The organism is Streptomyces sp. NPDC093097 (assembly GCF_044754325.1).
Lineage (GTDB): Bacteria > Actinomycetota > Actinomycetes > Streptomycetales > Streptomycetaceae > Streptomyces.
The window spans coordinates 18,254-39,179 of sequence record NZ_JBIVOW010000007.1 but is presented as its reverse complement, the minus strand read 5'-3'; the positions used below and the strand labels follow the sequence as shown (position 1 = coordinate 39,179).

Below are 20,926 nucleotides of genomic sequence, written 5' to 3'. Positions count from 1 at the left end.
AACCCGGCCCGTTCCACCGCCGAACCGATGCCCCCCTGGAGACGATATGAGCAGCGCCCTTCTCGTGATGGACGTCCAGCAGACCATCGTGGACCTCGCCGACGACGGCTCCGGGTATCTGTCACGTGTGCGCAGCGCGATCGACGGGGCGCGGGCGGCGGACCTGCCCGTGATCTACGTGGTCATCGCCCTGCGTCCCGGCTTCCCGGAAGTCGGCACGCGCAACAAGCCGCTCGCGGCCATCGCCCAGGCCGGTCTCTTCGTCGAGGGTGCGCCCGGCACCGAGATCCACCCCGAGGTCGCGCCCCGGCCGGGCGACGTGGTGGTCACCAAGAGGCGGGCGAGCGCGTTCTCCGGCAGCGATCTCGACGTGGTGCTGAGGGCACGCGGTATCGACAGTCTCGTGCTCACCGGCATCGCCACCAGCGCGGTGGTGCTGTCCACCGTGTGCCAGGCGAACGACCTGGACTTCGGCCTCACGGTCCTCTCCGACGGCTGCCTGGACCTCGACCCGGAGGTGCACCGGGTCCTCGTCGAGCGACTGTTCCCGCAGTGGGCGGACGTCGTCACCGTCGACGAGTGGTGCAGGACGATCGCGCGTCCGTAGCGGCAGGCCGACAACGGCACAACGGTGTGCCGGCAGGCGCTACCGGATCGCGACCAGCACGCAGCTGTCGCCGAACTGCCACACCGGGACGACGTGCGCGAAGCCGGCCTCACGCAGCAGTGCCGCGTGCTCGGACACCGACAGCCCGTTGTCGGCGCCGCCGTCGCCGTCGCCGGCGGCCGGCACGCTCAGCCGGCGGCGGCGCTCGGCGAGCGGTGCGGCCAGCTCCGGCTCGGCGGCCACCGCCGCCCACCACGACTCCCAGTCCTCGTGGTCGCCGTCCCGCAACCGCCGGGCGCGGCACCGGCCGATGTGGGCGGCGAGCGCACCGGCGACGGCGCCGGACTGCGGCAGGTGGTCGCCGTTGACGAGGGCGCCGCCGGGCCGTAGCAGGGCGGCGAGTTGGGCGTAGGTGCGGCGCAGGGTGGGCATCGGGAGGTAGTGCAGCGCGGTGGTGGAGACCGCGGCGTCGAGCGGGCGCCCCAGCTCCAGCGCCTCGGTCCAGCCGTCCGCGCCGATCACCGCGTCGACGTAGCGGGCGGCCGAGGCGTGGTGGGTGCGGGCCAGCTCCAGCAGCAGCGGGTCCATGTCCACCCCGACGACCTCGGCGGACGGCAGCCGTTCGGCGAGCCGGGCGGCGAGCGAGCCGGGGCCGCAGCCGAGGTCGACGACCAGCGGTGTGCGCTGACCGCTCGTCACGTACTCGACGACGTCGGCGATCACTGTGAACCGCTCCTCGCGGTCGATGGCGTAGCGCCGCTGCTGGCGCTCCCAGCGCTCCACCCACCACTCCGCGACGGCCATGCTCAGCCCCATCTGGTCGCACCACTCCTACCGTGTCCCGCTGCGTTGAGAAGATCAGCAACGAGGCTACAGGTGGAAACGGTTTCCATTAGCCATAGGGCCCCCCTTTCACTCCGGAGAGGCACCGACCGACAGCGAACGGCCACACAACGGCACCGAACAGACACGGAACGGCACTCACGCCAGGGAAGCGAGCACGGCGAGCAACCGGTCGATCTCCTCAGGGGTGTTGTAGACGTGCAGGCTCGCCCGGACCGAGCTGTCCCGCTCCCCCGCACCCGCCTGGCAGTGGCCGTCCGTCCGCACCATGAAGCCGTGGCTGAAGAGGATGAAGCCGAGGTCGCTCGCGCCGATGGAGCGGTGCCGCAAGGTGACGATCCCGCAGCGCTGCTGCACCGACGCGTCGAGGGCCAGGCTGCTCTGGCACCCCACGATCTCGTAGGCGTCGAGCGTGCGCAGTCCCTCGGTCAGCCGGGCGGCCAGCGCGACCGTCCAGCGCCCGATCCGCTCGGTGCCCGCGGCGTCCAGCCAGTCCAGCGCGGCCGCCAGGCTCGCGATCCCGGTGGTGTTGGGGCTGCCGCGCCAGCCGCCGGGGTCCAGCTGCGGGCCGCGGGCCTGCCGGGCCCAGACCGCGCCCGAGCCGGGCAGCGCCAGCGCCTTGTGACCGGAGAACACCACGAAGTCCACGTCGAGTCCGGCCACCGAGACCGGCAGATGGCCGACGCTCTGCGCGGCGTCCAGGCAGATCGGCACGTCGGGACCGACCACCTCGCGGAGGAGGTGGACGTTCATGTTGCCGCCGTAGACATGGTGGACGTGGGTGGCGGCCACGAAGCGGGTGCGGGGGCCGACCAGTTCGGCCAGCGCGGCCGGATCGTAGTCCCCCGACGAGGTCTGGTACGGCAGCTCCCGCACCTCGATCCGCACGCCCTGCCGCGCCAGCAGCCGCTGCGCCTCCTGCCACGGCGCCAGGTTGGCCTCGTGGTCGGCGAACGGGACGATGATCTCGTCCCCGTCGGTGAGGAGTTCCGGCAGCCAGTCCCGGGCGATCAGCCGCAGCCCCTCGGTGGTCCCGCTGGTGAAGTGGACGGCCGAGCGCTCCGGGGCCGGGTCGCCGAGGAAGGTCTTGATCCGGTCGCGGACCTCGGCCACCAGCGCGGTGGAGGCGTTGGCCCACGGATAGGAGCCGCGGCCCGCGTTGGCATTGGCGGTGGTCAACTGGGCCTGGACGGCGTCCAGTACGGCCTGCGGCTTCTGCGTGGTGGCGGCGCTGTCCAGGTACGCCAGCTCCGGGTTCCCGGTGATGATCGGGAACTGGGCGCGCAGGGCGCGCTGCCACGGGCCCAGCTCCTCCAGGAGCGCGGCGCTCTGCCCGTGCGCGGTGATCGGGGCCATCGCGGTCAGTCCCGCACCAGCGGCGCGCCGGCGTCCCGCCAGGCGATGACGCCCCCGGTGAGGCTGCGGACGTCGGGATGGCCCATGCGGGTCAGCAGGGCGGCGTAGCGGGCGGACTGCTCGCCGACCGGGCAGACCAGCAGCACCGGCTGGCGGGTGCTGAACGGCAGCCCGCCCTGCACCAGTTCGTCGAAGAGCTGGTCCACGATGTTGATCGCCCCCTCGATGTGCAGTGCGGCGTAGGCGAACGGGCTGCGCAGGTCGACGACGAGCGGCCGGTCCCGCTCGATCCACTTCTGCGCCTCCTGGGTGTCGATCGCGGGCGCCGCGGCGACCTCGGCGTCCGTCAGGGCGGCCGGGTCGTTGCCGCGCGCCGGCTGACGGAACAGGTCGGGGCGTCGGCGCTTGGTGTAGCTGAGGTAGCTCTCGATCCGGTCGCAGACGATGAACACCGCCGATCTGCGCGCCTCCTCGCCGCCGGCCCGCCGCTCGGCCGCCAACTCGGCGTCGATGTCCTTCAGATGGCGTACCGTGCCGTAGTACGCGGCGCCGCCGGTGGGTCCGGCCAGGATGCCGCAGCGCCGGGACAGGGCCAGCATCCCCTCGATGGCCTCGCCGGAGCTGACCGACTCGACGGTGTCGTAGGTCGCCGGGTCGAAGAGGCCGACCTCGTGGACCTCGTCCAGGGTGCGGATGCCGGGGATGAAGTCGGACTTGGCGGCGACCAGTCCGACGACCTGCACCCGGGGGTCGTGCTCGCGCAGCGTCCGGGCCACGCCGGTGGACGAACCGGCGGTGCCCACACAGGCGACGAAGTAGTCGGGGGCCCGGCCGTCCAGGTCCTTGACGATCTCCGGGCCGGTGCCGGTGGCGTGCGCCTCGGTGTTGCGGGAGTTGAAGTACTGGTCGGTGTGGAGGTAGCTGGTGCCCGGTTCGGACAGCTCCCGGTGGAAGAGGGTGAGCGGGTCCTCGGTGTTGGTCGGGTCCAGGCACTCGCTCTGCCCGGGCAGCTCCTCGATGTCGGCGCCCAGCAGCAACAGCAGATCCTTGATCTCCGGTATCCGCATCCGGTTGGTCACGCTCTTGAACGGGAGCCCGTGCATTCCCGCGATCACCGCCAGGGCCTTGGCGGTGTTGCCGCTGGAGAGTTCCACGACCTGGCTGCCGCCTTCCACCGCCGCCGCCAGGCCCGGCCGGGCCATGTTCCAGGCCGCCCGGTCCTTCACCGACCCGAAGGGGTTGAGCAGTTCCAGCTTGGCGTACAGGTCGATATGGCGCAGACCGTGCACGGCCGGATCGATCCGCACCAGCGGGGTGTTCCCGATGGCCTCGGTGATGCTCTCGTACCTCAATGCTCTCCCCCTGGACGTGTGATCGGCCAGTACTGCTCGTCGAGGCACCAGCGCCAGGAACCGTCCTCCTGCCAGGCGGCGACCTTGCGCGCGACGGGCTGGTGCTGCGCGCGGCTGGTCTGGAAGTCCATGCAGTAGCCGGCCGTGTTGGCGAAGGCCAGCAGTTCGCCGGGGCGGGGCAGCCGGGGCAGGAACACCATCCGGCGGGTGATCAGATCGGCCTCCAGGCACAGGCTGCCCGCCAGATAGGCGCCCACCGCCGGGCCGTCGCCGTCGCCCCGCCCGACGCGGCAGCCGTCCCGGCCGAGCAGCATGGGGTCCATCAGCACCCCGTGCTCCTCCAACGCCGCGTCGTCGGCCTTCATCGCCAGCCGCACCAGCGGCTCCCCGCTGTCCGTACGGCGCACCTCCAGCACCCTGGCGAGCACCAGTCCGCACTGGTCCACCAGCGCCCGGCCCGGCTCGGTGTAGAGGTCGTAGAGGTTCTCCAGCAGGAGGGTGGCCAGCGCCCGGCCGCCGAACGAGGGGGACGGCAGCGCGAGCAGTTCGTCGAGATAGCGGGCGCCGGCGACCGGTCGGTGCGCCGGATAGAGACCGAGCGCACCGCGCAGCGTCCCGGCGTCGTTGCGGAGCCCGTAGCCGTGGCCGCGCCAGGTGAGCGGCGGGCGGTGGCCGAGCACCGCGGCGGTCAGCTCGGAGGTGTAGCGCTCCCACTCCCCCGCGTGCTCAAGGTAGTTGACGCCGAACCCGCCGCCGATGTCCACCACCTGCGGCCGCAGCCCCCGCCCCCGGGCGGCGTCCATGACCCGGATGCACCCCTCCAGGGCACGCGCCTTCTCCTCCGGGCTGGTGGTGTCGAGGTGGTAACCGACACCGATCAACTCCAGTGCTTCCGCGTGCTGTTCGACGGCCTTGAGGAGGCCGTCCACCTCTCCCGCCGGGATGCCGAAGCGGCTCGGCCGGGACCGCACCCGCACCCCGGGCCCGTCGAAGGCGGAAAGCCTCACCAGTACCCGTATTCGGGCGAGTCGACGAGCGCGCACCAGGGCCGCCAACTCGTCCAGCTCACCACGGGAGTCGGCGTTGACCAGCACGCCCGTGCGCGCGGCGAGCCACAGGAACTCGCGGTTCTTCGGCCCGGTCGCCATGATGCGGTCCGGGGTGAACCCGGCGCCGAGGGCGTGCTGGAGCTCGCCCAGCGAGGCGACGTCCACCGCCGCGTCGGTCGCCGCGAGCCGCCGCAGCAGCGCGCTGGAGCGGTTCGCCTTGTGTGCGAAGTAGACCTGACCGCCGAGGCGGTGGGTCCCGTACGCGCCACGGAACCGCTCGACGTTCTCGGCGATCTGATCGGGCAGCAGCACGCTCAGCGGCGAGCCCAGCGCGTCGACGAGCGAGGGGAGGAAGTCCCCCGCACCCAGCAGCGACGCCAAACGCCGCTCCAGGCGCGGTTCCAGAGACAGCGGCTCCGGAGACGAGGGCACAGCAGCCGCCAAGGGATCCCCTCCGATGTGGGCACGCACACGACCTGCTCGGTTCGCCGTTAACCACTTCCCGCTCCTGGCGGCCTTTACGCCCGCCCATCGCCGTCGGCATCCGGCGACACGCCTCGTGTCCGGACCGGGCGCCGCACGGCGTCGACGTCACACGGGCCATGCCTCAACTGGACTGTCCACCCACGCCCGTTCACCCTCGGCATCCACGGTCAGGCCGAAACGCTCGTGCCCTGGTGGACCAAGCCGCAAGAGGCGGTTGCCCGAGCTTGTCCGCCCATGGTCCTGACCGTGCTGGACGAAAGCTGCCTCCGTCGGCCCGTCGGCGAACCCGCCGTCATGCGCGCACAGCTGGCGCGGCTGATCGAGTTCGCCGAGCTGCCGAACACCACACTTCAGGTCGCTCCGTTCAGCATGGGCGAGCACCGTCCGTTTGATCTGCCGGTCACAGTGCTGACGCTTCCGAAGCGACAGCTCATGACCTACGCGGAATCAGCGCAGCGAGGGCGCTTGGACCGCGAGAGCGTCGCAGCGTCGCCCATACTGACGACTTACCATCAGATGCACGCTGTCGCGCTCAGCCAAAAGGCGCCTGTCGCCTGATCAATCGGTTACGAAAGGGCACCCTGTGACTCCCGATTCCTTCCGCTGGGTCAAGTCCTCCTACAGCAACAACGGCGGCCAGTGCATCGAGTGGGCGCCGGAACACGCCCTGGACACCGGCAAGTTCATGATCCGTGACAGCAAGAAGCCCAACGGCCCGCATCTGGCCTTGACCGCCGGAGCGTGGTCGGGCCTGGTCGGCTTCGCCAAGACTCACGGCTGATCGCGGCGCCGTACGTGCTCACGCGCCCCCGTCAGGGACCTCCCGGCGGGGGCGTCTCGCGCCAGGCACCGCGAGTATGCCCCGCCGGCTGCGGGGGGTGTCAGCCAGGGGCATCAGGTTCGTTTTGGAGTCAGGTCCGTTTTCTCCATACGATCCGGCGATGATCACCAGAACGATCAGCAAACGGATCACCAGAAAAAGGCTGGCGTCCGGGGTGTGCGGACTGCTCGCCGCGATGGCGTTGGCGCTGCCGTCCACTCCGGCCTTCGCCGGCGAGCCCACCGGGGAGACCGCCGCGTCGGCCCCCAAGGTGGAGCTGACCCTCGACGTCAGCGGCTCGATGCGGGCCCGGGACATCGACGGGCAGAGCCGGATGGCCGCGGCGAAGCAGGCGTTCAACGAGGTGCTGGACGCCGTCCCCAAGGACGTCCAGCTCGGCATACGCACGCTGGGCGCCAACTACCCCGGCAACGACCGCCTGGTCGGCTGCAAGGACACCAAGCTCCTCTACCCGGTCGGGCCGCTGGACCGGACCGAGGCCAAGACCGCGGTGGCCACGCTCCAGCCCACCGGCTGGACGCCGATCGGCCCGGCCCTCCAGGCCGCGGCCCAGGACCTCAAGGGCGGTGACGGACAGCGCCGGATCGTCCTGATCACCGACGGCGAGGACACCTGCCAGCCGCTCGACCCCTGCCAGGTGGCCCGCGACATCGCCGCCCAGGGCATCCACCTCACCGTCGACACCCTCGGGCTGCTGCCGGACGCCAAGACCCGCCGCCAGCTGAGCTGCATCGCCGAGGCGACCGGTGGCACCTACACCTCGGTGCAGCACTCCGACCAACTCAAGAAGCGTGTGCACCAGTTGGTGGACCGCACGGCACGCCCGGTGGCCACTCCGGTGGCGACCCAGGGCGCGGCGCAGTGCGCCACCGCCCCGGAGCTCAAGCCGGGTCTCTACAGCGACCGGGAGAAGTTCGCCGAGCACCGCTGGTACCGGGTGGACGTCAAGCCGGGCCAGGAGCTGCGCGCTTCGGTGAGCGTCGGCGCGGACCGCGCGGTCAACAACGACTACGGGGTGCTGCTGCGCGCCTCGACCGTGCACGGCCGGGAGATCGTCCGCGGCGCGGAGGCCGGCGACGGCCGGACCGATGTGATCTCCACCGGGCTGCGCTACGCCAAGCCCGATGACAGCTCCGCCGACGACGCCTCCAAGGACCTCGCGGAGACGGTCTGCCTCCAGGTCAGCAACTCCTTCTCGGCGGGCCCCTCGGTCAAGACCGAGCCGGGCATGCCGGTGGAACTGGCCGTCGACCTCGTCGACGGGCCGCACAACGCCGCCGACGTGGCCTCCTTCGGCCTCGGCCGGGGCTGGTGGCTGCTCGGCGCCCTGGTGCTCACCGGTCTGGTGGGCGGCGTGGTGTGGGGCTGGATCTCCCGTTGGCGCGTCACCGTCTGGAGGACCAACTGATGCGTAGCGTACGTCGCATGACGACCCGTACGGTGCGGGCCGCCGGGCTGCTGGCGAGCGCCGCGGTGCTGGCGTTCGCCGGCGGTGTGGCCGGGGCCGGGGCGGCCGTCGCCGACAGCCCCAGCCCGAGTGCCGGCGCCACTGAGGACGGGGACCTCGCCAAGGGCCCCACGGAGGCCGGCACGTCCTTCCGTACCGCGACCCCGATCACCCTGGAGCAGCGGGCCACCGCCAGCGCCTCCACCGGTGACTACCTGTACTGGGTGCTGCCGGCCGACGCCGGGCAGCGGGTCACCGTGAAGGCGAAGGTCACGCTGCCGGAGACCGCGCGGCACGGCTCGGCCACCTGGCAGCTGGACGTGTACGACGGGCTGCGCCGCCGCCAGGCGTGCCGGTACGGCGTGCAGACCAAGGCCGCGGCCCAGGACGCCCGCACGGTCGAGCTGTACTGCTCGCTGCGCACGGTGCGCGGCTGGGCGGAGCAGTGGTCCAACGACCCGCTGCCGGGCAACTACTACGTCCGGCTGACCGTCCTGGACCTGCCGCAGGAGGACCTGGGGCAGCCGGTGGAGACGGAGGTCGAGGCGTCCGCGACCGACGCGGGCGGCGCCCAGGCGGTGGACGGGAAGCTGTCCACTCCCCTGGTGCAGGGGGCCGGGGCCGCCTCGCCCCAGCCGCAGCAGAGCGCCTCGGCGCAGCAGCCCGCCGCGGACGGTGCGCCGGACGGCGGCTGGACCTCGGGCTGGTGGTCGGACCGCTGGGTGTGGACCGGGATCGGCGGTGTGCTGGCGGCCCTGGCCGGTATCGGCGGCTACCGCATGACGCGCGGGTCGGGCCGGCCGACGTACCTGCCGCCGGGCGCCTGACCGGACCGGCGGCCGGATCGGACGGTCGCGGTGGGGTGGTCCCGGCGGGGGCCTGCGGGCGCCCCGCCGGGACCGCCCGGCCGCCGGACCTCCCTGGCGAGGAGCCGACGCGCCGGGCCTGCGGGCGCCCCGGCCTGCGCAGGTGTAAAGAAGAGGTATGCGTGTCCGGCACCGTCGTTCCGGCAGCGGCCGGCCCTGGCGGCTCAGCCACGGGTTGGTCGCCCTGCCGCTCGCGTTGATCGCGGCGGTCACCGTGCTGGACCTCACCGCGCCCGCCACCGTCCACCTGGGGCCGTTCCTGGTGGCGGCGCCGGCGCTCACCGCCTCGTTCGCCGGCCCCGTCCTCACCGGCGCCATCGGGGCCCTGGCGGTGGCCGCCCAGATCCTCATCGCCTTCCTGCACGGCGGGGTCACGACCTCCAACCACCAGGCGCAGATCGCCGCGCTGGTCGTCATCTCGGTGCTGGTCACGCTCTTCCGCTACGCCCGCGACCGGCATCGGCGGCAGTTGAGCCAGGTGCGCACGGTGGCGGTGGCGGCCCAGCAGGTGCTGCTGTGGCCGTTGCCGCGCCGGAGCGGGGCGCTGCGGATCGAGTCGGCGTACATCGCCGCGGAGGCCGAGGCCGAGATCGGCGGCGACCTCTACGCGGCGGCACCGGTGCCGGGCGGGACGCGGCTGGTCATCGGGGACGTCCGCGGCAAGGGTCTGACCGCCATCGGGGAGGCCGCGGCGGTGGTGGGGGCGTTCCGGGGCTCGGCCTACCAGCACCTCCCGCTGCGGGCGGCGGTCGCGCACCTGGGCAACGCGGTGCACTGGAACATGGCGCACGCCCCGGAGGAGGACCCCGAGTCCTTCGTGACCGCACTGGTCCTGGACGTCTACGACGAGGGACCGTGCGTCGAGGTGGTCAACTGCGGGCATCCCCCGCCGCTGGTGCTGCGGGACGGGGAGATCCGGTCGCTGGAGGTCGCCGAGCCGGCGGTGCCGCTGGGACTGACGGCCCCGGCGGAGAACGACTACAAGGTCGAGAGCTTCGCGTTCGGGCCGGGCGAGGTGCTGCTGCTCTACACCGACGGCGTGATCGAGACCCGGGACCGCTCGGGCGCCTTCTATCCGCTGACCGACCGGCTGGCCTCGTGGAACGAGACCGATCCGGCCGCGCTGATCCGGCGTCTGCGCGAGGATCTGCTGCGGTACGCGGGCGGCAATCTCGGCGACGACGTGGCCATGATCGCCCTCACCCGGCCGCCGGCGCCCGCCCACCGCTGAGCGCGCTCAGGGGCCTACGGGCGCGAGGTAGGCGCGGTAGCCGCGGAAGCGGCCGGCGTCGGGCAGGGGGGCGGGTCGCCAGCCGCGGGCGAAGGGGGGCGGGGCGGTGGCCGGCGGGACGAGCAGTGCCACCGGGCGGTGGGCGGCCTCGGCGCGCAGCTGCTCCGGCGTGGTGCCGGCGTCCGGTCCGGCGGTCTGGCGGGAGGCGCAGCCGGTGTAGTAGGCGAGTTGGACGGCGTGGTCGCCGGACAGGGTGCACGGCGGGCGCACGCCGATCCTGTGCAGGGCGGTGGCGGCGGCCGTGAAGTCGCGGCGCATATGGCGGTTGCGGGCGGTGTTGCCGGTCAGCACCGCGCATTGGATCACCAGGTGGGCGGCGAGCGCGGCGGCGAGGAGGGCGGTGGGGCGCGGTCGGAACCGGCCCGCGGGGGCGGCCGTCCGCCACAGTCCGTCGGCCGCCGGGAGGGACAGCAGGGCGTAGGCGGGCAGCAGGAAGCGGGGCGCGGCGTAGTCGATGAGGAAGAGGTAGGGCACCGCGGTCGCCGCCGCGACGGCGGCCGGCAGCACGGCGGTGGCGGGGCGCCGGGCGCGGCGCGCGGCGAGGATGCCGGCGGCGGTCAGCAGCGGCAGCAGGAACCACCACACGGCGGTGGCGGGGTGCGTCCAGGGCACGTCGCAGGGCCGGCACAGCCCGCGCCCGTCCAGGCTGCGGATCTGGTCGCCGACGGCGAGGTGCCAGCCGATGCCGCCCTGGATCTCGCCGGCGCGGTGCAGCCGGGCGAGCAGGCCCCCGAAGCGGGTGTGGGCCTCGACGATCCAGTCCGCGGCGCCCAGCAGCAGCCCGCCGGCCATCAACGGGACCAGGGCGGGGCGCCGGAGGCCGGGCACCGCCAGGGCCGCGACGGTCGGCACCAGGACCAGCCAGACGGCGTCGGGCGGGCGCATGAGCGCCGCCGCCGCGACGGCCAGCGGGAGCCCGACGAGCGCGCGGCGGTCCGCGCGGTCCTGGACGGCGCGGAGGAAGTAGCCGGTGGCGGCGAGCGCGGCGTAGGCGGACCAGAGGTTGGGCATGGCCTGGGGGCCGTAGTAGAGGGTGATCCACAGGGTGGCGAAGAGGGCGCAGCCGAGGGCGAGCACGCGGGTGGGGAGCAGGTGGCGCCAGACCCGCAGCGCCGCCCACAGGCCGGCGCCGGAGAGGACGGCGAGGGCGATCCGCAGGGCGGCGGGGGCGGGGGTCAGCGCGGTGACGGGGGCGATGAGGTAGGTGATGCCGCGGGCCCGGGGCGCGCTGAAGAAGGCGGCCGGGACGTCCCGGGCGAGCTGGCTGGCGTAGACCGTCTCGTCCCAGCCCAGTCCGGTTCCGGGCACCACCAGGGCGAGTTGGAGGAGGGTGAAGGCCGCGGCGGTGAGGGCCGGCCAGGGCAGCGGCCGGGGTCCGGGGGACGGCCGCCGGCCGGTGCGGGCGGGTGCCGGAGCCGTCCGTACCGCCCGGGGCTCCGGCAGGGACCGGCTCTCGTCCATGATCAGACCTCGCGGGGTGGGGCACCGGTGGGGCCGGGGCATGCCTTCGCCATCATGCGGGCAGCGGGCCGGCCCGGCGCTCCGTACGCGCCGGTCCGGCGGCCGGCTGCGGCCTGCCGGCGGATCCGGCGCGCCGCCTACACTGGGCGCTTCGGGGCACGGGGTGTGAAGGGACGGAGTGCGGCTGTGGTGCGGAGCATCGAGGGGGAGGCGATGGTCGATCCGTCGGCCGAGGTGCTGGCCGAGGCGGCCGGGGTGTTCGGGCTGCTGGCCTCGCCTCCCCGGCTGCACCTCGTCTGGGCGCTGGCCCAGGGCGAGAGCGACGTCAGCGGACTGGCCGAGCGAGTGGGCGGAGCGCTGCCCGCCGTCAGCCAGCACCTGTCCAAGCTCAAACTGGCCGGCCTGGTCCGCTCCCGCCGCGAGGGCCGACGGGTGGTCTACTTCGTCGACGACCCCGAAACCGTCGCGGTGATGCGCACCCTCGTCCTCCAACGCGCCGCCCGCAGCGCACACCCGGCACCGTCCCGCCTGCGACGGTTCGGTGCCTGAGACCACCGCGGTGCCGGGGACCGGCCCGGTGCCGCCGGACGCCGAGGCGGTGTGCGCGGGCGCGGTCGGGCCGCCGGGCGCTGCCGGGGATTCGGCGGCGCTGACGTCGTTGCAGTTGATGCGGCGGCTGGACAGCGGGCCGCGCGGGCTGACCGAGGCCCAGGCCGAGGAGCGGCTGGCCCGCTTCGGGGAGAACGTCGTGCCGTCGTGGCGGCCGGTGTCCTGGCCGCGGCGGTTCCTGGGGGCCTTGCGCGATCCGTTCACCACGGTGCTGCTGTGCCTGGCGCTGGTCTCGGCGGCCGTCGCGTCGTGGGGCACCGCCTGCGTGATCATGACGCTGGTGGTGGTCAGCTGCGCGCTGCGGTCCGGCGGTGAGCACCAGGCGGGCCGGGCGATGGCGGCGCTGCGGGAGATGGTCGCCACCACCGCCTCCGTCCAGCGGCGGGCCGATGAGAACGCGCCGCCGCAGGTGCGGGAGGTCCCGGTCGACCAGGTGGTGGTCGGCGACGTGGTGCGGCTGGGGCCCGGCGATCTCGTCCCGGCGGACGTGCGGTTGCTGCGCACCAGCGGGCTGACGGTGCATCAGGCGGCGCTGACCGGGGAGTCCGCGCCGGTGCCCAAGCAGGCACTGGACGCCCCGCCGGCCACGGAGCGGGAAACGGACGAGCCGGGGCACCTGTGCTTCCAGGGCAGCAGCGTGGCGACCGGGAGCGGCACCGGCCTGGTGGTGGCGACCGGTCGGGACACCCGGTTCGCCGCGGCCTATCGCGAGCAGGCCCGGCGGCGCGGCGAGACCGCCTTCGACCGGTCGGTGCACGGCATCGCCTGGACGCTGATCCGCTTCATGCTGCTGACGCCGCCGCTGGTGCTGATGGCCAACGCCGCGCTGCGCGGGCGGGGGCTCGAGACGCTGCCGTTCGCGGTGGCGGTCGCGGTCGGGCTGACGCCGGAGATGCTGCCGGTGATCGTGACCACCGCGCTGGCCCGCGGCGCCGCACTGCTGGCCCGGACCAGCGGGGTGATCGTCAAGCGGCTGCCCGCCCTGCACGACCTCGGCGCGATCGACGTGCTGTGCCTGGACAAGACCGGCACGCTCACCCAGGACCGGCCGGTGGTGGCGCGCTCCGTGGACGCCGACGGCGCGCCCGATCCGGAGGTGCTGCGCTGGGCGGCGGTCAACAGCTTCTGGACGATCGAGCTGGCCGAACTGCCGGTGCCGGACGCGCTGGACGAGGCGGTCCTGACGGCCGCCGACGAACAGGGCGCCGATCCGCTGGAGTTCGACGGGATCGCGGCGCTGCCGTTCGACCCGGCGGTGCGGACGTCCACCGCGGTGGTCCGCCGCCCTGGGCAGCACGGCTCCCACACCCTGGTCGTCAAGGGCGCGGTGGAGGACGTGCTGGCCCGCTGCCGGCGGCTGCGGACCGGTGGGGCGGAGGCCGTGCTGGACGAGGCCGCCCGGGAGCGGCTGCTGCGGTTCGCCGCCGCGGAGGCGGACGGCGGGCTGCGGCTGCTGGCCGTGGCCCGCTGCGACCGCCGCCCCCGGCTCGGTACGTACACCGACGCGGACGTGCGGGGGTTGACCTTCCTCGGCTTCGTGGCGCTGAGCGACGCGCTGGCGCCGTCGGCGGCGGCTGCGCTGCACGTGCTGGCCGAGCGCCAGGTGGCGGTGAAGGTGCTCACCGGCGACCACCCGGGCACCGCGGCCCGGGCCTGCCGGGATCTGGGCCTGGCGCCGGGCGAGGTGCTCACCGCCAACCGGCTGGCCGGGCTGGAGGGGGCGGCGCTGGCCGAGGCGGTCGAGCGGGCCACGGTCGTGGCGCGGTGCACGGCCCAGGACAAGGCCCGGATCGTGACGGCGCTGCGCGCGGCCGGGCACACCACCGGCTTCCTCGGCGACGGCGTCAACGACCTGCCGGCGCTGCACGCCGCCGACGTCGGGATCTGCCCGCGCGGGGCGGTGCCGGTGGCCCGGGAGGGCGCCGATGTGGTGCTGGCCGAGAAGGACCTGACCGCGATCGAGCGGGCGATCACCACCGGCCGGCTGGCCAGCGGCAACATCGCGGCCTATCTGCGGATCACGCTGTCGTCCAACCTCGGCAACGTGATCGCCATGCTGGCGGCGGGGCTGCTGCTGCCGTTCCTGCCGATGCTGCCGGCGCAGGTCCTGGTGCAGAACCTCTGCTTCGACGCGGCCCAGCTCTCGCTCGCCTTCGACCGGCCGGCCGCGGGCGCCGCCCGCCGGCCCGCGGTGCTGCGGCCGCGGGTGTTCCTGCGCTTCATCAGCGTCTTCGGCCTGATCAACGCCACGGCGGACCTGGCGACCTTCGGGGTGCTGGCGCTCGCCGCTCGGGCCACGCCGGGGACGGATCCCCCGACGATGTTCCACGCCGGGTGGTTCACCGAGAACCTGCTCACCCAGGGGATGGTGATGCTGCTGCTGCGCACGGGGCGGCGGTCCGCCGAGGGGCGGCCGGTCGGTCCGGTCCACCTGGCGGTGACCGCGCTGGCGGTGGTCGGCCTGCTGCTGCCGGTGTCCCCGCTGGCCCCGGTGCTGGCGATGTCGGCTCCGCCGCCGCTGTACTACCTGCTGCTGTCGATCGTGCTGATGCTCTACGGGGCGGCGCTGGCGTTCGCGCGGACGCGGTACGCGCGCCGGGAGCGCCGCGACGACGGCGAGGGCGCGCCCGACGGATCGTCGGCCTGATCCGTGGGCGCGCCCTCGTAGGGGGCGGCGCGGCTCTCGTAGGGAGTCGGCGCGGCTATCGGGCCGGTCGGCTCACCAGTCGCCGCCGCCGAACCCGCCGCCGTCGCCGAAGCCACCCCCGTCACCGAAGCCGCCACCGTCGCCGAAACCGCCGGCGAAGTCCCCGGGGTTGAAGTCGGCGCCGGACTCGGAGCCGCCCTCGGGGCCCATGAACGACGGGGAGTCGGCGTACGCGCTCGGGGCGCTGAGCACCGAGCCGAGCACGGTGCCGGCGACCATGGCAGTGAGCACGCTGCCGCCGCCGAAGTAGCCGCCGGCCCACGGGGAGTAGGCCGGTCCGGCGTCCCAGTAGGGCTGCGGGCCGCCCGGGGTCTGGACGGTGCGGGACATCGGCTCCAGGCCGTCGGCGACCCGGGTCGCATCCGCGGCGCACGCCGGGACCGGGCGCGGGGCGCCGCCGGGCGGGGCCCACGGGACGTCGGTGGTCGACGGGCCGTGCCGCGGGTCGAAGAAGCAGGGCAGCCGGCGCTCGGGCAGCGGGGCGCCGGTGCGGCGGGCGGCCAGGGTGGCCAGCGCGAACCGGCCGTCCTCCAGGACCTCGGTCACCGGACGGACATCCTCGGGGCGGCGGGCCTCGGCCATCCGCGTCTTGGCGAGGTCGTAGGCGTCCAGGGCGCCGGTGTAGTCGGTGCGCATGGCGTCGGTGGCGCCGGGCTCGGACGGGTTGAAGTCCAGGCGCTCCAGCTCCTCGCCGAAGGCGGTGATGTCCTCGTCGACGACCACCCGCAGCGCCTCCAGTTCGGCGCGCTCCCGCTCCTCGCGCTGCTTCTTGGCGCGGCGGAAGAGGGCGTAGCCGCCCACACCGCCGGCGACCACCACGGCGCCGCCGACCAGCAGCCCGGTGACGGAACCGCCGGCGCCCTCGCCCTCGCTCCACGAGGAGGGCGCCGCACCGCGGGCCTGGGTGACGGCCTGCTGGGCGAACTCGGTGACCATGCCCTTGGCGTCATGCTGGTGGGACCGCCGCACGGCTTCGGTGAGGTTGTGCGCCGCGTTGCGGGAGAGCACCTGCGGGTCGGCGCCGGCGTTGAAGCCGTTGGGGCCGAGGTGGACGGCGTAGACGCCGGTGATGCCGACCTTGGTGCGCAGGTCCTGCAGCAGGGTCGCCGGGGGGAATTCGGGGGCGGCGGGCAGGACGGCGACGAAGACCGGCTTGTCGGCGTCCCGTATCTTCTGCGCGAGCGCGTTCCGGTCGGCGTCCGGGAGCTGGTCGCTCACGCGCGGATCGACGTACACGGGGCTCTTCTTGAGTGCCTCGGCGACGGTGTCCAGGCCGCTGCCCGCGGCGTGCGCCGGCTGCGGCAGGACGGCCGCCCCGGTGAGCAGCACGAGGGCCGCCAGCAGGAATCCGGCCAGGAGTCTGGGCAGGGTTCTGGGCGTCGGGCCGGGCGAGGGCCGGCTAAGGGCTGTCATGGGACTGATCTTCTCCTCAACTTCAAGGTGACATAGGGGACATGGGCGATAAATGAACGTACCGGTGCCGGCGACCGCTGTGGGGTGCGCTGGGTCAACCGTACGAGAGGTCGGAACAGGGGTTGTCGGCGGCGGAGCGGGCCGCACCTCCCACGTGCCCCGTCGGGGTGGCGGCCGCGGGCGCGGGGCCGCCTGCGTAGTCCTGGCCGAGGGTGACGGCGAGGCCGGGTGCGGTGGCCTGCTGGAGCGCCGCGCCGGGGAAGTACGGGACGAGGGCCTGCGCCGGCCCCTGTTGGCCGGGGCCGTAGGCGATGACGGTGGCGGTGTGCTGCTGGGCGGGGGCGGTGGCGGTGCGGGTGACGGTGAACCCGGCGGCCCGCAGTACGGCCGCGGCGCGTGCGGCGAGCCCGGGGACGGTGGTGCCGTTGTAGACCGCGACGGCGACACCGGCCGCGGACGGCGTCGGGGCGGACATCGGGGCGGTGGCCTTGTGGTCCTCCCGGGCTCCGGCGCCGGCGTCCTGGCCGTCGACGGTGCGGTCGGCGCGCAGGTCGGACCAGAGCGCGTCGGCGTCCGGGTGGACGATCGCGACCCGGGCCCCCTGGTAACGCCAGGGCACGGTGAGGAACTTGGTGTCGTGCAGGTCGACGTCCTTCATCGACAGGGCGAAGGAGAGCAGTCGGTCCGCGGAGCCGAGGTCGGGGTCGACGGTCAGCGCCGCGGTGGCCGCCCGGGCCAGCGGGAGCAGCGTGGAGGGGTTCATCCCGCGGGACTTGACCTTCTTGATCAGGGCGGCGGTGAACGCCTGTTGGCGTTTGATCCGGCCGATGTCGGAACCGTCCCCGATGCCGTGCCGGATGCGGACGTAGTCCAGCGCCCGCTGCCCGGCGACGGTCTGCGGCCCCTGGGGGAAGAGCAGCCTGCCGCGGGACCCCAGGTGCGGGTTGAGGTCCCCTTCGTAGACGTCCTTGGGCAGGCAGACGGGCACCCCGCCGACGGCGGTGGTCAGCGCGGCGAAGCCGGCGAAGTCGACGACAACGGTGTGGTCCACGCGCAGTCCGGTCAGCTGCTCCACGGTGTTCTGGGTGCAAGCCGGGTTCCCCTTGGGGGTGTTGCCCACGGCGAACGCGGAGTTGAACATCGCGCCGGGCCGGGCCGGCGTCCACGTCCCGCCGGGCAGCCGGCAGGGCGGGATGTCGACGAGGGCGTCCCGGGGGAAGGAGACCGCGAGCGCGTGCCGGCCGTCGCCGTAGACGTGCAGCAGGAACGCGGTGTCCGAGCGTCCGACGTCGCCCTGGCCGCCGCCCAGCCGGCGGTTCGCGCCGGCGCGTGAGTCGGAGCCGATGACCAGGACGTTGCTGCCGCCGGCGCCCGCGCCGGGCCGGTCCCGGCTGAGGCCGTCCGCGCCGAAGGTGTTGATGTCCCCGTTGAGCTGGAGGTAGAGCCAGCCGGCCCCGGCGACCAGCAGCACCAGGAACGAGAGGGTCGCCCCGGCCGTGGCACGGACCGCGCCGGGACCGCGCCGGCGCACGGGCCCGTCGCCACCCCCGTCTGCGCCCTCTGCCCTGTGGCTGCGTGTCACGTGTGCACCTTCGTCCGTGCGATTTCCTGCCGGCAGACGTCTCCCCCCTGCCCAGGGTTATACAGTTGCGCAATGTAGCAAGTGAACTGTGGGCCGGGTCCGCGCAAAACCGGCCGCGAAGACCGACCGTCGTGTCAACGACAGAAGGGTGGCAGCGATGCTGCGCAATGGACTGGAACCCTGGCATCTGCTGATCGTGGCGCTCGTGGTGATCCTCCTCTTCGGTTCCAAGAAGCTGCCGGACACCGCCCGCGCGCTGGGCAAGTCGCTGCGCATCCTCAAGAGCGAGACCAAGGCGATGAAGGAGGACGGCGTGACGCCGCCCACCGCCGCCTACGCCCCCGGCCCGCAGGAGCCGGCCGAGGCGCCGCGGACGATCCATGCGGCACCCGGAGCCGCCGCGACCGGCACCGCGACCGGCCCCACCCCCGGCACCACGACCAGCCCCGCATCCGGCGGCACCGGCACCGAGCGACCGGCCGCCGCCCCCGCGAACCAGGAGGCCGGACCGAACCCCGCACGCTGAGTCCGGCCCGGCCGGGAACGCCCCGGGACCGCGAACCGCCCACCGGGGACCGTCCGTCAAGGACTACTCCCCAAGGGACCTACCCGGATTCACGGACTCACCCCGTCGAATCCGTACCGCAGGGGCTCGCTCTTCACCTTGAAGTCGCGGCGGTAGATGTGCAGCGCCGCGATCTGCATCCCCTCGGGTGCGTTCTCCGCCCGGCAGGGGTGGGTCACCTGGAGCACGCTCGGCCGGCCGCTCAGTTGCAGCCGGACCCCGTCGGCGGGACCGCCGGAAAGTACGGCGGTCTCCCAGCGTGCCGCGTCCGTCATCGTGCCCTGCACAGCGTTCATTTCATCCATGAGCAACACTTTAGGGATTGCGCAATCAGGGAACCATCATGGAGTGCCCCGCGTTGTCCGGAGGGCGGCCGCACCCGTTCACCGTCCGGGCGACGCGGCCGGGCTCCGTGCCAGGCCGTCAGGCAACTTCACTCTCACTTCCATCGGGGATGACACGTGCACCAGAACGACCGCCTCATGGCACAGGACGCTCCCGCGTTCGAGCGCGCCCTGGACCAGGCCCTTGCGTCCGCGGACATCGGGGCCGCCCTGTCCCGCACGAACGGTGCGCTCAACACCGAGCAGTTGCGCACGGCGGCGCTCGGAGCACGCGACACCCTCACCGCCGCGGCGGCCTCCGAATACCGCGAGCTCGTCCGGCTGCGCACCGCCGCGAGCGGGTCGGACACCCGCCCCACCGTTCCGCCGCCCAGCTCCGGCACGACGTCGCGGAGCGGCGGAGTGCTGCCCGCACTGGGGGTGTTGATACCGAGCCTGGCCGCCACCGCCGCTGCCGTCTTCCTGCTGATCGGCTTCGGCATGCGCGCCGTGGCCACCTCGTCCCGGCTCGCCGAGGAGCTGATCACGGCGGGCTGGACGGCCGCCGGGGTCGCCGCCGTGGCCACCCTGACCGGGCTGGTCTGGCTGCTGGTGACGGCCTCCCGCAACCGCGCGGTGGCCGAGGCCGACACTTTCGGCGAGTCCGATCCGGCGGCCGCCCAGGCACACGCGGCCTGGCAACTGGCGCTGCTGGAGCGGGGGATCATGCCGTTCCTGCTCGGCCGGATCGAGGCCGCGGCGAGCGGTAGGAGACCCTCCGGGCGCACCGCGCTCCCCCGCCCGGCCGCGGCCGGCGTGGCCGGTGGCGCCGGCGAGAGCCGTCCGGCGCGGGCCGACGGCCCCGGCTTCAGCTCGCCCGACTTCGCCAGCCCCGATTTCGCCAGCCCGGACTTCGGCAGTCCCGACTTCGCCGGCCCGGACTACGGACGGCCGGGCTTCTCCGGCCCGGCAGCCCCCGGCTCCCCCTGACCCGCGCCGCAGACGGCAGTCCCCTCGGCGACGCCCGGCCCCGCCCCGCTCCGGCCGCGACACCGCGCCCGCGACCGTCGCTCACGCGCGGCCGGGCGTCGCGGCCGGGGCCTCACAGATGCGCGGCGATGGCGGGCATCAGGTCGTCGAAGGTGCGCCCCTGGGCGGGTGCACCGAGCGCGGCCATCTCCCAACCCCCGTTCGACCGGAAGACCTTGGCCATGATCTGGGCGGTGTGCGAGCCGCCGGCCGAGAGGGTGTAGCGGGCCAGCTCCTGCCCGTTGGCGTCGTCGAGCAGCCGGCAGAAGGCGTTCTCCACCTCCTCGAAGGTCTGTCCGGTGAAGGAGTTGACGGTGAAGACGATCTGGTCGACGTGGGCCGGGACCCGCTGGAGATCGACCAGAATCGACTCGTCGTCAGCCCCCTCGCCGGCGCCGCCGACGAGGTTGTCGCCGGTGTGCCGCACGGAGCCGTCGTCGCTGACGAGGTGGTTGAAGAAGACGACGTCGACGGGCCGTTGGCCGGCGAAGAGCACGGCCGAGGCGTCGAGGTCGATCTCCCGGGCGGTGAGCCGGGCGAGGAAGCCCTTGCGGCGGGCGGCCTGCCAGCCCAGCCCCATCCGGACCACGCTCAGCGCGCCGCCGTCGGACTTGCTCAGGCTGACCTTCTGACCCTTGCTCAAATTCACTGTCATCTGATTCCCCATATGTCGATCTCCCCTGGAAACGGACGCGCCGGCACGGCAGTTCCGCCTTCCGCCGACGAATCCGCGATCCATCTCACACCAGGAAACGGCATACCGGGATGAAATAGGCCATTCGTGGCCGGGCCGGCGCCCGCTCAGTTCCGGGAGTTGCCGAACAGGACCCGGTAGATGATGAGCAGGACCAGAGCGCCGGCGACGGCCGAGATCCAGGTGGCGACGTCGAAGAAGTTGTGCGCGATCGGCCGGTGCAGGAACTTCGCCGACAGCCAGCCGCCCACGAACGAACCGGCGACGCCGATGAGCGTGGTGCCCACCAGCCCTCCGGGGTCGCGCCCAGGAAGCAGGAACTTGGCTATCGCCCCGGCCAGGAGCCCGAGCACGATCCAGCTGATGATGCCCACGGACATCCTCTCCTCGGTGGTGGTGTACGGA

At 73.7% G+C, this 20,926-nt stretch carries 20 protein-coding genes; 10 read left to right on the top strand and 10 right to left on the bottom strand.

The genetic code is table 11. The features are described from left to right. The first annotated feature begins 46 nt into the window (after window positions 1-46). Window positions 47-607: a cysteine hydrolase family protein gene (locus ACIQE0_RS14415; protein ID WP_402331663.1), complete on the top strand. Its 561-nt coding sequence runs from the start codon at window positions 47-49 to the stop codon at window positions 605-607. 39 nt (window positions 608-646) lie between these two features. On the opposite strand, the gene ACIQE0_RS14410 is transcribed toward ACIQE0_RS14415, so the two are convergent. The 4 genes from ACIQE0_RS14410 to ACIQE0_RS14395 all read right to left on the bottom strand — a co-directional run bounded on the left by ACIQE0_RS14410 (window position 647) and on the right by ACIQE0_RS14395 (window position 5,639). Beyond that, window positions 647-1,423 (bottom strand): class I SAM-dependent methyltransferase, encoded by a 777-nt coding sequence (locus ACIQE0_RS14410; protein ID WP_366329114.1) that lies wholly within the window; start codon window positions 1,421-1,423, stop codon window positions 647-649. A 165-nt stretch (window positions 1,424-1,588) separates the two neighbouring features. Beyond that, window positions 1,589-2,806: an aminotransferase class V-fold PLP-dependent enzyme gene (locus ACIQE0_RS14405; protein ID WP_402331659.1), complete on the bottom strand. Its 1,218-nt coding sequence runs from the start codon at window positions 2,804-2,806 to the stop codon at window positions 1,589-1,591. 5 nt (window positions 2,807-2,811) lie between these two features. Further along, window positions 2,812-4,158: a pyridoxal-phosphate dependent enzyme gene (locus tag ACIQE0_RS14400; RefSeq protein WP_402331657.1), complete on the bottom strand. Its 1,347-nt coding sequence runs from the start codon at window positions 4,156-4,158 to the stop codon at window positions 2,812-2,814. After that, window positions 4,155-5,639: a Y4yA family PLP-dependent enzyme gene (locus ACIQE0_RS14395; protein ID WP_402332270.1), complete on the bottom strand. Its 1,485-nt coding sequence runs from the start codon at window positions 5,637-5,639 to the stop codon at window positions 4,155-4,157. Before ACIQE0_RS14395 ends, ACIQE0_RS14400 begins: the two co-directional genes overlap by 4 nt. A gap of 288 nt (window positions 5,640-5,927) precedes the next feature. On the opposite strand from ACIQE0_RS14395, the gene ACIQE0_RS14390 reads away from it, so the two are divergent. The 5 genes from ACIQE0_RS14390 (at window position 5,928) to ACIQE0_RS14370 (ending at window position 10,078) form a co-directional block, all read left to right on the top strand. Further along, window positions 5,928-6,251, top strand: coding sequence for a Scr1 family TA system antitoxin-like transcriptional regulator (locus ACIQE0_RS14390; protein ID WP_402331654.1), 324 nt, complete (start codon window positions 5,928-5,930; stop codon window positions 6,249-6,251). Window positions 6,252-6,276: 25 nt separating this feature from the next. Beyond that, complete coding sequence (locus ACIQE0_RS14385; protein ID WP_402331651.1) at window positions 6,277-6,474, top strand: DUF397 domain-containing protein; 198 nt, start codon at window positions 6,277-6,279, stop codon at window positions 6,472-6,474. Between the two features lie 160 nt (window positions 6,475-6,634). Continuing rightward, window positions 6,635-7,942: a VWA domain-containing protein gene (locus ACIQE0_RS14380; RefSeq protein WP_366329130.1), complete on the top strand. Its 1,308-nt coding sequence runs from the start codon at window positions 6,635-6,637 to the stop codon at window positions 7,940-7,942. Next, a complete protein-coding gene (locus ACIQE0_RS14375; RefSeq protein WP_402331647.1) occupies window positions 7,942-8,808 on the top strand; it encodes a hypothetical protein in 867 nt (288 codons plus the stop codon). The genes ACIQE0_RS14380 and ACIQE0_RS14375 overlap by 1 nt, the downstream gene beginning before the upstream one ends. Before the next feature lie 157 nt (window positions 8,809-8,965). Then, window positions 8,966-10,078 (top strand): PP2C family protein-serine/threonine phosphatase, encoded by a 1,113-nt coding sequence (locus tag ACIQE0_RS14370; protein ID WP_402331644.1) that lies wholly within the window; start codon window positions 8,966-8,968, stop codon window positions 10,076-10,078. 6 nt (window positions 10,079-10,084) lie between these two features. On the opposite strand, the gene ACIQE0_RS14365 is transcribed toward ACIQE0_RS14370, so the two are convergent. Beyond that, window positions 10,085-11,599: a hypothetical protein gene (locus ACIQE0_RS14365; RefSeq protein WP_402331641.1), complete on the bottom strand. Its 1,515-nt coding sequence runs from the start codon at window positions 11,597-11,599 to the stop codon at window positions 10,085-10,087. A gap of 213 nt (window positions 11,600-11,812) precedes the next feature. Between ACIQE0_RS14365 and ACIQE0_RS14360 the strand changes: the two genes are divergently transcribed. Together ACIQE0_RS14360 and mgtA are read left to right on the top strand one after the other, a co-directional pair. Further along, window positions 11,813-12,148 (top strand): metalloregulator ArsR/SmtB family transcription factor, encoded by a 336-nt coding sequence (locus ACIQE0_RS14360; protein ID WP_366329259.1) that lies wholly within the window; start codon window positions 11,813-11,815, stop codon window positions 12,146-12,148. Next, window positions 12,141-14,855, top strand: a complete 2,715-nt coding sequence (gene mgtA, locus ACIQE0_RS14355; RefSeq protein WP_402331638.1) for a magnesium-translocating P-type ATPase — start codon at window positions 12,141-12,143, stop codon at window positions 14,853-14,855. The genes ACIQE0_RS14360 and mgtA overlap by 8 nt, the downstream gene beginning before the upstream one ends. A gap of 72 nt (window positions 14,856-14,927) precedes the next feature. On the opposite strand, the gene ACIQE0_RS14350 is transcribed toward mgtA, so the two are convergent. Both ACIQE0_RS14350 and ACIQE0_RS14345 read right to left on the bottom strand, forming a co-directional pair. Beyond that, the gene (locus ACIQE0_RS14350; protein ID WP_402331635.1) at window positions 14,928-16,328 is read right to left on the bottom strand and encodes a hypothetical protein; all 1,401 of its coding nucleotides are present in this window, start codon (window positions 16,326-16,328) and stop codon (window positions 14,928-14,930) included. Between the two features lie 94 nt (window positions 16,329-16,422). After that, the gene (locus tag ACIQE0_RS14345) at window positions 16,423-17,910 is read right to left on the bottom strand and encodes an LCP family protein (RefSeq protein ID WP_402331632.1); all 1,488 of its coding nucleotides are present in this window, start codon (window positions 17,908-17,910) and stop codon (window positions 16,423-16,425) included. Between the two features lie 157 nt (window positions 17,911-18,067). Between ACIQE0_RS14345 and tatA the strand changes: the two genes are divergently transcribed. After that, window positions 18,068-18,436, top strand: a complete 369-nt coding sequence (gene tatA, locus ACIQE0_RS14340; RefSeq protein ID WP_402331629.1) for a Sec-independent protein translocase subunit TatA — start codon at window positions 18,068-18,070, stop codon at window positions 18,434-18,436. Between the two features lie 89 nt (window positions 18,437-18,525). Here the strand turns inward: tatA and ACIQE0_RS14335 are convergent, their stop codons facing one another. Then, on the bottom strand, window positions 18,526-18,780 hold the full coding sequence (locus tag ACIQE0_RS14335; protein ID WP_366329142.1) for a hypothetical protein: 255 nt from the start codon (window positions 18,778-18,780) through the stop codon (window positions 18,526-18,528). A 156-nt stretch (window positions 18,781-18,936) separates the two neighbouring features. Here ACIQE0_RS14335 and ACIQE0_RS14330 point away from each other — a divergent pair, with 156 nt between their 5' ends. Next, window positions 18,937-19,788: a hypothetical protein gene (locus tag ACIQE0_RS14330; protein ID WP_402331625.1), complete on the top strand. Its 852-nt coding sequence runs from the start codon at window positions 18,937-18,939 to the stop codon at window positions 19,786-19,788. Between the two features lie 112 nt (window positions 19,789-19,900). On the opposite strand, the gene ACIQE0_RS14325 is transcribed toward ACIQE0_RS14330, so the two are convergent. After that, a complete protein-coding gene (locus ACIQE0_RS14325) occupies window positions 19,901-20,482 on the bottom strand; it encodes a TerD family protein (protein WP_366329146.1) in 582 nt (193 codons plus the stop codon). A 146-nt stretch (window positions 20,483-20,628) separates the two neighbouring features. Next, window positions 20,629-20,895, bottom strand: a complete 267-nt coding sequence (locus ACIQE0_RS14320; RefSeq protein ID WP_366329265.1) for a GlsB/YeaQ/YmgE family stress response membrane protein — start codon at window positions 20,893-20,895, stop codon at window positions 20,629-20,631. Window positions 20,896-20,926: the final 31 nt, after the last annotated feature.